The following is a 7884-nucleotide window of genomic DNA, read 5'->3' on the forward strand; positions in this document are numbered from 1 at the left end:
CTCCCTTCGCCGGCACGACCCGGAGCAGGTTCGACGGTCGGCGAGTGCGCTCGCCCTCTCAGCCCGCGATCCCGGGCTCCCGTGGTGCGGCCACCCTACCCCCGCCCCGCCCGGCGGCCCCGTCCCGGTTTCCCGCCCCGCCTGGCAGACTCCCCGCCGTGCCCGTCCCCACCCCCGCGCCGGCCACCGGCGACACCCGCGCGGCCCTCGCCGCCGCCCGCCTCTACCTGTGCACCGGCGCCCGCCGCCGCGAGGGCGACCTCGAGCAGTTCCTCGACGCCGTCCTGGCCGCCGGGGTCGACGTGGTGCAGCTGCGGGAGAAGGGGCTGGAGGCCGCCGAGGAGCTGGAGCTGCTGGAGGTGTTCGCCGCCGCCACCCGCCGCCACGGGCGCCTGCTGGCCGTCAACGACCGCGCCGACGTCGCCGCCGTCGCCGGTGCGCAGGTCCTGCACCTGGGGCAGCGGGACCTGCCGCCCGCCGCGGCCCGGCGACTGGTCGGACCCGGGACGGTGATCGGGCGTTCCACGCACTCCCCGGCGCAGTTCGACGCGGCCGTCGCCGACCCCGACGTCGGCTACGCCTGCGTGGGTCCCACCTGGGCGACGCCCACGAAACCCGGCCGGGCCGCGACGGGCCTGGAGCTGGTGCGCCACGCCGCCGCGACCGCCGGGGACGTGCCGTGGTTCGCCATCGGCGGGATCGACCTGTCCACGGTCGAGCAGGTCGTCGAGGCCGGCGCGCGCCGCGTGGTGGTGGTGCGCGCGCTCACCGGGGCCGACGACCCCGCCGCGGCCACCACCGCGCTGCTGCGCCGGCTGCCGCCGCGGGACTGAGGCGGCCGCCGCCGGCGGGTGCGGTCCGCGGCAGGGCCTAGGCTCGCCGGGTGTGAGTGGACCCACCACCGTCTCCGAACGCCTCGACGCGTTGCCCTTCACCGCCAAGCACCGCCGCCTGCTGGTCGGCTCGGGGGTGGGCTGGGCGCTGGACGCCCTCGACGTCGGCCTCGTCGCGTACGTCCTGCTGGCGCTGCGGACCCAGTGGGACCTCAGCCCCACCGAGCAGTCCTGGATCGCCTCGGTCGGTTTCGCCGGGATGGCGGTCGGGGCGACGCTCGGGGGGCTGCTGGCCGACCGGATCGGCCGGCGGCAGGTGTTCGCCCTGACGCTGCTGGTGTACGGGCTGGCCACGGGGGCCGCCGCGCTGTCGTGGTCGCTCGGTGCGCTGCTGGTGTTCCGCTTCATCGTCGGGCTGGGGCTGGGCGCCGAACTGCCCGTCGCCTCCACCCTGGTCAGCGAGTTCGCGCCGCGCCGCATCCGCGGTCGCGTCGTCGTGCTGCTGGAGGCGTTCTGGGCCGTCGGGTGGACGGTCGCCGCGCTCATCGGGTTCCTGCTCGTCCCGACCTCCGACGACGGGTGGCGGTGGGCGCTGGCGATCGGGGCGCTGCCCGCGGTGTACGCCGTCGTCGTCCGCTGGGGCCTGCCGGAGTCGGTGCGCTTCCTGCTGGCGCGCGGGCGGACGCGGGAGGCGACCGCCGTGGTCCGCGAGTTCGAGGCCGCGGCCGGGATCACGTCGTCGGCCGAACTGGTCCCCGACCCCGCGCCGGTCGCCACGCGCGGCATCTGGTCCGGGGGGTTGCGCCGGCGGACCGCCGGGTTGTGGCTCGTGTGGTTCTTCGTGAACTTCAGCTACTACGGGGCGTTCACCTGGATCCCGAGCCTGCTGGTGGAGGACGGGTTCACCGTCGTCCGGTCGCTGCAGTTCACGCTGATCATCACGCTGGCGCAGCTGCCCGGGTACGCCCTGGCCGCGGTCCTGGTGGAGACCTGGGGGCGGCGCCGGACGCTGTCGGTGTTCCTCGTCGGCTCGGCGCTGTCCGCGCTGGCGTACGCCGGCGCCGACTCGCACGGCACGATCCTCGCCGCGGGCATGGCGCTGTCGTTCTTCAACCTGGGGGCGTGGGGTGCGCTGTACGCGGTGACGCCGGAGGTGTACCCGACGTCGGTCCGCGGCCGGGGCGCGGGGTCCGCGGCCGGTTTCGGGCGGCTCGCCTCGATCCTGGCCCCGTTGTCGGTGCCGTTCCTCGTGGGGTCCGGCGGGACGGCGCTGGTGTTCGTGGTGTTCGGGGTGGCGTTCGCGGTCGCGGCCTCGGCGAGCTTCCTGCTGCCGGAGCGGCGCGGCGCGGCCCTGGACGGGTAGCCGCGCCGCGCCGTCGGTCAGGACGGGAAGTCGGACTTCCTGATGGTGGCGTGGACCCCGACGGTCCGGTCCACGACCTGGGAGAGGTGGAAGTCGGTCGCGGCGGACAGGTAGGCGTACGCGACCGGCTCGGGCATGCCCAGGTCGGAGGTCAGGAAGTCCAGCGCGTGCCGCACGGCGTCGCGCACCGCCACGTCCAGGTCGGTCCCCTGCCCCTCGCCGAGGGGGCCGTCCGGGTCGCTCAGGCCCATCGGGATCCAGTGGTCGGGGGTCTCGGCGAACGGGAACTCGCGGGTCTGCCGCGGGGCGCCGCCCTCGCCGGGGCGCACGATCGACAACCGGACGGTGGCGCGCAGCGAACCCTCCATGGCCGTCAGCGACACCTCGCCGTCGCCCTGGGCCATGTGCGGGTCGCCGACGAAGAACATCGCCCCCGGCACCCGCACCGGCAGGTACAGGGTCGAGCCGACCACCAGGTCCTTGACGTCCATGTTGCCGCCGGCGTCGGTGGGCGGCACCGAGTCGACCATCGCGGAGGTGTCGCGGGCGACGCCCATCGTGCCCAGGAACGGGGCCAGCGGGAACCGCGCGGGGACCGGGCCGGGCAGCGCGCCGACGAGACCGCCGCCGCTGGTCGCCACCGACGTGAACACGCTGATGTTCCCGCCGACGTTGAAGTAGTCCGCCACGAGCGGGTTCCCCACCCACTTCTCGGGCAGTTCCCCCGGCAGCGCGCCCTTGCCGTGGCGGTTGGAGATGACGCCGTAGGGGACCCGCAGCGCCAGGTCCAGCACCTCGACCTTGAGGACGTCACCGGGCACCGCGCCGTCGACCGCGACGGGCCGGGTCACGACGTGCGGGCCGGGGCCGTCGTGCGGGACCTGCGCGGCGATGGCCACCGCGTCGTCCAGGACGTCCTCGGCGGCCACGCCGAAACCGGAGAAGTAGCCCCGCGGGTCCTTGCCCTGGTCCTCCAGGATCCCCTCGTGGGACACGGTGTCCAGGGTGACGACGTCGCCGGAGGAGACGACCACCGACGGTGCGGTGTCGCGGTTCGGCAGGTGCCCCCACAGGACGTTGCCGGGCGTGGAGGCGACGTAGGCGCCCCGGCGGGGGCCGCACCCGGGTTGCAGGACACCGGGGACCACCAGGGAGCCGGCCGCCGCGGTGCCCGTCGTGGCGGCGAGGGCGCCGGAGCCGAGGGTGACGCCCGCGGCGGCGCGCAGCAGCGAACGGCGGGCGGGGAGGAGGGGGTGCGTGGACATGGCGGCACACCACCAGGTCGCTGTGACGCAGCTGTGTCCTGACCGTTTCCGCGGGGTTTCAGCGCGAGGCGCGGACCAGCCCGGCCGCGGCCTCGGTCTCCAGGGCGGCGAGGTCGACGAGCAGGCTCGCCTCCCCGTGCAGGCGGTCGCTGAGGGCGTCCACCCCCGGTGACAGCAGCGTCAGGTCCCCCCGCTCGGCGAGGTCGGCGAAGATGCCGTCGTTGCTGACCACCACGAACTCCACCGGGTCGGGGACCTCGCGCGCGGCCGCCAGCAGCGCCAGGTCCGCGACGTCGGCGCCGTCGGGGACGGCCTGCGCTCGGTCGGCGAACTCCTCCAGCCACGGCCGGGAGCGGGCGACGGCCCCGACCTGACCGGCGAGCGCGACCCGGTCGGCCTGCCGGGCCAGGTCCAGGACCACCGCGAGCCGGGCCCGCAGCCGGGCCGGGCCCGCGCGCAGGTTGTCCAGGTCGACCAGCAGCACGCGGGTCGCGCCCTGCCCGGCCCACACGGGGTACCCGCGGACCAGTTCGCGCAGCGCGTCGCTCAGCGGGTCGGGGCCGACCCGGACGACGTCGTCGGGCAGCTCGGCGAGGTCGAACCACTCGTAGTCGGCGTACTCGCCCGGCGCCCCGCCCAGTCCCATGGGTCAACCCTCCCACTGCCGCCGTCGGTCCGGTTCACCAGCCGCGTTCGCGCCACTGCGCCAGGTGCGGGCGCTCGGCGCCGAGGGTGGTGGGGGCGCCGTGGCCGGGGTGGACGACGGTGTCGTCGTCGAGCACGTCGAACAGGCGCTCGGTGACGTCGGTGAGCAGGCGGTCGAAGGCCCGCGCGTCGCCGGAGGTGTTCCCGACGCCGCCGGGGAACAGCGAGTCGCCGGTGAAGACGTGGTCGGGGCCGTCGGGGTCGCGCAGCACCAGCGCGACCGAGCCGGGGGTGTGCCCGCGCAGGTGGACGACCTCGAGCTGCACGTCGCCGACGCGGACGGTGTCGCCGTGGGCGAGGCGCTGCTGGACGGGCAGGGGCAGGTGGTCGGCGTCGTCCTCGCCGGCGGCGGTGCGGGCGCCGGTGGCCTCCACGACGGCGGCGAGCGCGCCGACGTGGTCGTGGTGGCGGTGGGTCGTCACGACGAGGTCGAGGTCGCCGTCGACGAGGGCGAGGAGGGTCTCGGGTTCGGCGGCGGCGTCGACGAGGAGCCGGCGGCCGGTGCCGCGGCAGCGGACGACGTAGGCGACGTTGTCCATCTCGCCCACGTGGGCTTCGTCGAGCGTGGCGGTGGCGGTCGTCGTGGAGGCCATGGCGCGACGCTACCGAGGGTGTCCTCAGCGCGGTCCGGTGACCTCGCGGGCGGTCGCGGTGGTGGGTGCGGTGGTGGTGCGGTCGCGCAGGTCGACCACGGCGGGCGCGGGGGAGTGGTGGGCGTGGTCCAGCGCTGCGCGCTGGCTCCACCTGCGGGCGAGGGTGACGGCGAACGCCATCGTGCACAGGCCGTAGAAGGTGGCGCGGGCCCCGTCGCCCTGGGCGGCGAACCCACCGGTGAGGGCGAGGCAGCCGAGGGCGCCGATGAGGTGCACGAGGTCCATGAAGGATCGCCAGACGGCCACGGTGCGATCCTGTCCCAGGACCGGGCGTCGTGCACGGCGCCCGCGGGAAGTCCACCGGCCCGGTCCACCCGTCCTCACGCTGGGTCCCACGATCGAACTGTACGTAACGATCGGGTGACGTGCCCCCCGGAACGGCCCCCCGGGCGTGCGCACCCGGCCGATCCCCGCCAAGCTCGGCGGTACCGTCCCGCGTCGCCGCGGTTCCGACCGGCTCGGCCCGGCGGGGCGCCGACCGGCCGGGTCCCGCCACCGGGGGTGGCGGGCCGTCCCGAGCGGAGGAGTCCCCTTGCACCGCAACGCAGTCGTCGTCGCCCAGGCCCTGCGCGAGGCCGGCGCGGACGGCGAGGTCGTCGAGCTCGACTCCTCCGCGCGCACCGCCGCGCAGGCGGCCGACGCGCTCGGCTGCCCGGTCGGCGCGATCGCCAACAGCCTGGTGTTCCTCGCCGACGGCGAACCGGTGCTCGTGCTGACCAGCGGCGGGCACCGCGTCGACGTGGCGACGACGGCGGCCGCCCTGGGGGCGCGGGAGCTCACCCGCCCCAAGGCCCCCGCGGTCCGCGCCGCGACCGGCCAGCCGATCGGCGGGGTCTCCCCGGTCGGGCACCCCCGGCACCTGCGCACCGTCATCGACGTCGACCTGCTGCGCCACGACGTCGTGTGGGCGGCGGCGGGGACCCCGCACGCGGTGTTCCCCACCACGTTCGCCGAGCTCGTGCGGATCTGCGACGCCGAACCCGTCCGCGTCGCCTGAGCCCTCCCCCCCCCCGGACGACGGACAGCCCGCCGGCCCCGCGCGGGTGCGGGGCGGCGGGCCGTCCGGGGCGGGCGGGGTCAGTCGGTCCCGGCCTCCATGGCCGCGCGGTCCAGCAGCTCGTCCTCCTCGCTGGTCTCGCCCCGCGAGGCGATGGCCTCGGCGCCACCGGCCTCCAGGGCGCCGATGAGGCTGACCTGGGAGCTGCCGACCATGCCGAGCCCGGCGTACTGCTCCAGCTTGGCGCGGGAGTCGGCGATGTCGAGGTTGCGCATGGTCAGCTGGCCGATGCGGTCGACGGGACCGAACGCGGAGTCCTCGGTGCGCTCCATGGACAGCTTGTCCGGGTGGTAGCTGAACGCCGGGCCCTGCGTGTCGAGGATCGAGTAGTCCTCCCCGCGGCGCAGCCGCAGCGTCACCGACCCGGTGACGGCGTTGCCGACCCAGCGCTGCAGGGACTCGCGCAGCATGAGCGACTGCGGGTCCAGCCAGCGGCCCTCGTACATGAGGCGGCCCAGGCGGCGGCCCTCGTTGTGGTAGCTGGCGACGGTGTCCTCGTTGTGGATCGCGTTGACGAGGCGCTCGTAGGCCGCGTGCAGCAAGGCCATGCCCGGCGCCTCGTAGATCCCGCGGGACTTCGCCTCGATGATGCGGTTCTCGATCTGGTCGGACATGCCCAGCCCGTGCCGGCCGCCGATCGCGTTGGCCTCCAGGACCAGGTCGACCGCGGTGTCGAAGGTGGCGCCGTTGAGGGAGACGGGGCGGCCCTGCTCGAAACCGATCGTCACGTCCTCGGGGGCGATCTCGACGGCGGGGTCCCAGAACCGGACGCCCATGATGGGCTCGACGAGCTCCACGCCCACGTCGAGGTGCTCCAGGCGCTTCGCCTCGTGGGTGGCGCCCCAGATGTTCGCGTCGGTCGAGTACGCCTTCTCGGTGCTCGCGCGGTAGGGCAGGTCGCGCGCCTGCAGCCACTCCGACATCTCCTTGCGGCCGCCGAGCTCGGTGACGAACTCCGCGTCCAGCCACGGCTTGTAGATGCGCAGCGCCGGGTTGGCGAGCAGGCCGTAGCGGTAGAACCGCTCGATGTCGTTGCCCTTGTAGGTGGACCCGTCGCCCCAGATCTGGACGTCGTCCTCCAGCATCGCGCGCACCAGCAGCGTGCCGGTCACGGCGCGGCCCAGGGGGGTGGTGTTGAAGTAGCTGCGGCCGCCGGAGCGGATGTGGAACGCGCCGCAGGTCAAGGCGGCCAGGCCCTCCTCCACGAGCGCGGAGCGGCAGTCGACGAGGCGGGCCAGCTCGGCGCCGTAGGCCTGCGCGCGGCCGGGCACCGAGGCGATGTCGGGTTCGTCGTACTGGCCGATGTCGGCGGTGTAGGTGCAGGGCACCGACCCCTTCTCCCGCATCCAGGCGACGGCGACGGAGGTGTCGAGACCACCGGAGAAGGCGATGCCGACGCGCTCGCCGGCGGGCAGGGAGGTGAGCACCTTGGACATGCGGAACAGTATGCACACCCCTGCATGAACATGCAAAGATCGGGGGTCAGATCCCCTTGCCCGGGTTGAGGATCCCCAGCGGGTCGAAGACGCGCTTGAGGTCGTGCTGCAGGTCCAGGCAGTCCTGCCCCAGCTCGGCCCGCAACCACGTCCGCTTCAGCAGGCCCACCCCGTGCTCGCCCGTCAGCGTCCCGCCCAGCTCCAGCGCGAGCGCGAACACCGCGCACGCGGCGTCCCACGCCGGCCCCTCGGTCACCGTGCCGCCGCGCTCGACCACGACGACGGGGTGCAGGTTGCCGTCGCCGGCGTGCGCGACCGTCGCGATCCGCACCCCCGTCCGCGCCGAGATCGCCTGCACGCCCCGCACCGCGTCGGCCAGCCGCGAGCGCGGCACGGAGATGTCCTCGATGAACACGTCCCCCGTCGCCTCCAGGGCCGGCAGCGCGGCCCGCCGGGTGGCGAGCAGGTCCTCGGCCTCGGCCGGGGGGGGGGGGGGGGGGGGGGGGGGGGGGGGGGGGGGGGGGGGGGGGGGGGGGGGGGGGGGGGGGGGGGGCGCGCGGCCTCCGGGGGGC

The 7884-nt window shown here is 75.5% G+C and carries 9 protein-coding genes; 3 read left to right on the forward strand and 6 right to left on the reverse strand.

Features of this window, described 5'->3' with window-relative positions; translation table 11 throughout:
- Window positions 1-158: 158 nt before the first annotated feature.
- Complete coding sequence (thiE, locus tag ACRYM6_RS15175; protein WP_432543713.1) at window positions 159-833, forward strand: thiamine phosphate synthase; 675 nt, start codon at window positions 159-161, stop codon at window positions 831-833.
- A 52-nt stretch (window positions 834-885) separates the two neighbouring features.
- Window positions 886-2196, forward strand: a complete 1311-nt coding sequence (locus tag ACRYM6_RS15180; protein WP_432543714.1) for an MFS transporter — start codon at window positions 886-888, stop codon at window positions 2194-2196.
- Window positions 2197-2213: 17 nt separating this feature from the next.
- Here the strand turns inward: ACRYM6_RS15180 and ACRYM6_RS15185 are convergent, their stop codons facing one another.
- The 4 genes from ACRYM6_RS15185 to ACRYM6_RS15200 are packed head-to-tail and all read right to left on the reverse strand — an operon-like array spanning window position 2214 to window position 5065.
- Window positions 2214-3461 (reverse strand): acetamidase/formamidase family protein, encoded by a 1248-nt coding sequence (locus tag ACRYM6_RS15185; protein WP_432543715.1) that lies wholly within the window; start codon window positions 3459-3461, stop codon window positions 2214-2216.
- Window positions 3462-3519: 58 nt separating this feature from the next.
- Window positions 3520-4107, reverse strand: a complete 588-nt coding sequence (locus tag ACRYM6_RS15190) for a hypothetical protein (RefSeq protein ID WP_432543716.1) — start codon at window positions 4105-4107, stop codon at window positions 3520-3522.
- A 34-nt stretch (window positions 4108-4141) separates the two neighbouring features.
- Window positions 4142-4759, reverse strand: coding sequence for an MBL fold metallo-hydrolase (locus tag ACRYM6_RS15195; RefSeq protein ID WP_432543717.1), 618 nt, complete (start codon window positions 4757-4759; stop codon window positions 4142-4144).
- Window positions 4760-4783: 24 nt separating this feature from the next.
- The gene (locus ACRYM6_RS15200) at window positions 4784-5065 is read right to left on the reverse strand and encodes a hypothetical protein (protein WP_432543718.1); all 282 of its coding nucleotides are present in this window, start codon (window positions 5063-5065) and stop codon (window positions 4784-4786) included.
- Window positions 5066-5351: 286 nt separating this feature from the next.
- Between ACRYM6_RS15200 and ACRYM6_RS15205 the strand changes: the two genes are divergently transcribed.
- On the forward strand, window positions 5352-5816 hold the full coding sequence (locus tag ACRYM6_RS15205) for a YbaK/EbsC family protein (protein WP_432543719.1): 465 nt from the start codon (window positions 5352-5354) through the stop codon (window positions 5814-5816).
- 80 nt (window positions 5817-5896) lie between these two features.
- Here the strand turns inward: ACRYM6_RS15205 and argG are convergent, their stop codons facing one another.
- Together argG and ACRYM6_RS15215 are read right to left on the reverse strand one after the other, a co-directional pair.
- Window positions 5897-7312 carry an argininosuccinate synthase gene (gene argG / locus ACRYM6_RS15210; protein ID WP_432543720.1) on the reverse strand — a complete coding sequence of 472 codons (1416 nt, stop codon included), beginning with the start codon at window positions 7310-7312 and terminating at the stop codon, window positions 5897-5899.
- 46 nt (window positions 7313-7358) lie between these two features.
- A partial coding sequence (locus tag ACRYM6_RS15215) for an FAD-linked oxidase C-terminal domain-containing protein (protein ID WP_432543721.1) occupies window positions 7359-7884 on the reverse strand: 526 nt, incomplete at its 5' end.

This window comes from Kineococcus rugosus (genome assembly GCF_050871975.1).
Taxonomy (GTDB): Bacteria; Actinomycetota; Actinomycetes; order Actinomycetales; family Kineococcaceae; genus Kineococcus.